The sequence below is a fragment of the Bradyrhizobium sp. Kon37 genome, assembly GCF_055807535.1.
Genome location: NZ_JBVVOY010000117.1, coordinates 1 through 524, shown reverse-complemented (window position 1 = coordinate 524; position 524 = coordinate 1). Strand labels below are relative to the sequence as shown.

Sequence of the window (524 nt, the reverse complement as noted above, 5' to 3'; positions counted from 1 at the left end):
AGTACCTGGGCAACCTGAGCTTCAACTACTCCGTCAGCGGGTCCACGTCGTGGAAGCCGGTGCGCGTCTACAACGACGGCAAGAAAACCATCATCCAGATGCCGCACTCGATGGAACAGACCGAAGCGCCGACGCTCCTGGTCGTTCGCAGGGAGGGCGGCCTGTTCTCCGACGATGAAACGGTGATGGTCAACTACCGGGTCCAGGGCGACCGCTACATCGTCGATACGATTTTCGACAAGGCCATCCTCATCGCGGGCGTGGGCAGCAGCCAGGACCGCGTGACCATTTCAAGGGGGAACTAAACCATGCGTAAGATTCTGACCGTCATCGCACTCGCGGCCACGTTGGCCGGCTGCGCGACCTCCAAGTACGGCAGCTTCGTCCAGGACGCGCCGGCCGCCTACAACCAGACCATTGCGACCGACGCGGTGAAGCAGCTCGTCAAGCTCTACCCGCCGGCGCAAACCAAGCTGGAATTGCAGCAGGCTACGCCCGATCCGTTCGGCATTGCCCTGGTCACT

Annotated in this window: 2 protein-coding genes; both read left to right on the top strand. The window is 61.8% G+C overall.

What is annotated here, in order from left to right:
• Positions 1-305: TrbG/VirB9 family P-type conjugative transfer protein (locus tag AC0L3J_RS37360; protein ID WP_473350429.1), on the top strand; the 305-nt coding region annotated here is incomplete at its 5' end.
• Positions 306-308: 3 nt separating this feature from the next.
• Positions 309-524: hypothetical protein (locus AC0L3J_RS37355; RefSeq protein ID WP_473350428.1), on the top strand; the 216-nt coding region annotated here is incomplete at its 3' end.